Below are 641 nucleotides of genomic sequence, written 5' to 3' on the forward strand. Positions count from 1 at the left end.
TCGAACTGGCCGACCTGGTGGACTTGTCGTTCGTCCGTAACCCGGCCGACGTCGACCGGCTGTTGGCTGAGCTTGACCGACTCGGAGCCGACCGATTGGGCATCGTGCTCAAGATCGAGACCCGGCGTGCTTTCGAGCACCTGCCGCAGCTGTTGCTCACCGCGATGCGCCGGCCGCGGGTCGGGGTGATGATCGCCCGCGGCGACCTCGCGGTCGAGTGCGGCTACGAGCGGATGGCCGAGTTGCAGGAGGAAATCCTGTGGCTGTGCGAAGCCGCACACCTGCCGGTGATCTGGGCGACGCAAGTCCTCGAGCAACTCGCCAAGACCGGTCTGCCCTCACGCGCGGAGATCAGCGATGCCGCGATGAGCGAACGTGCCGAATGCGTGATGCTCAACAAGGGCCCATTCCTCGACGATGCAGTCACGGTGCTCGACAACATCATGCGGCGAATGGCCGACCACTACTACAAGAAGAACGCGTTGTTGCGCCCGCTGCGGTCCTGGTCAGCCACCACCGGTCAGGGCGCCGACGATGATGCGGGTCGTGCGCTCGGCTCGGCGTCGTGAATATCCTTGCGGGTCAGAGAGGATCGGGTAGACCACGCCACCGACGATCGCGTCCGCGGCCGACTCCGCGGT

The 641-nt window shown here is 65.7% G+C and carries 1 protein-coding gene and 1 pseudogene; one reads left to right on the forward strand and one right to left on the reverse strand.

The window, feature by feature from the left end:
• The coding region (locus A9X03_RS23640; protein WP_231975450.1) for a pyruvate kinase at positions 1 to 569 on the forward strand (569 nt) is incomplete at its 5' end.
• Here the strand turns inward: A9X03_RS23640 and A9X03_RS28800 are convergent.
• A pseudogene (locus A9X03_RS28800) lies at positions 507 to 641 on the reverse strand (TetR family transcriptional regulator); the annotation flags it as partial. The gene A9X03_RS23640 and the pseudogene A9X03_RS28800 sit on opposite strands and share 63 nt — an antisense overlap.

This window comes from Mycobacterium sp. E1715, assembly GCF_001667625.1.
Classification (GTDB): Bacteria; Actinomycetota; Actinomycetes; order Mycobacteriales; family Mycobacteriaceae; genus Mycobacterium.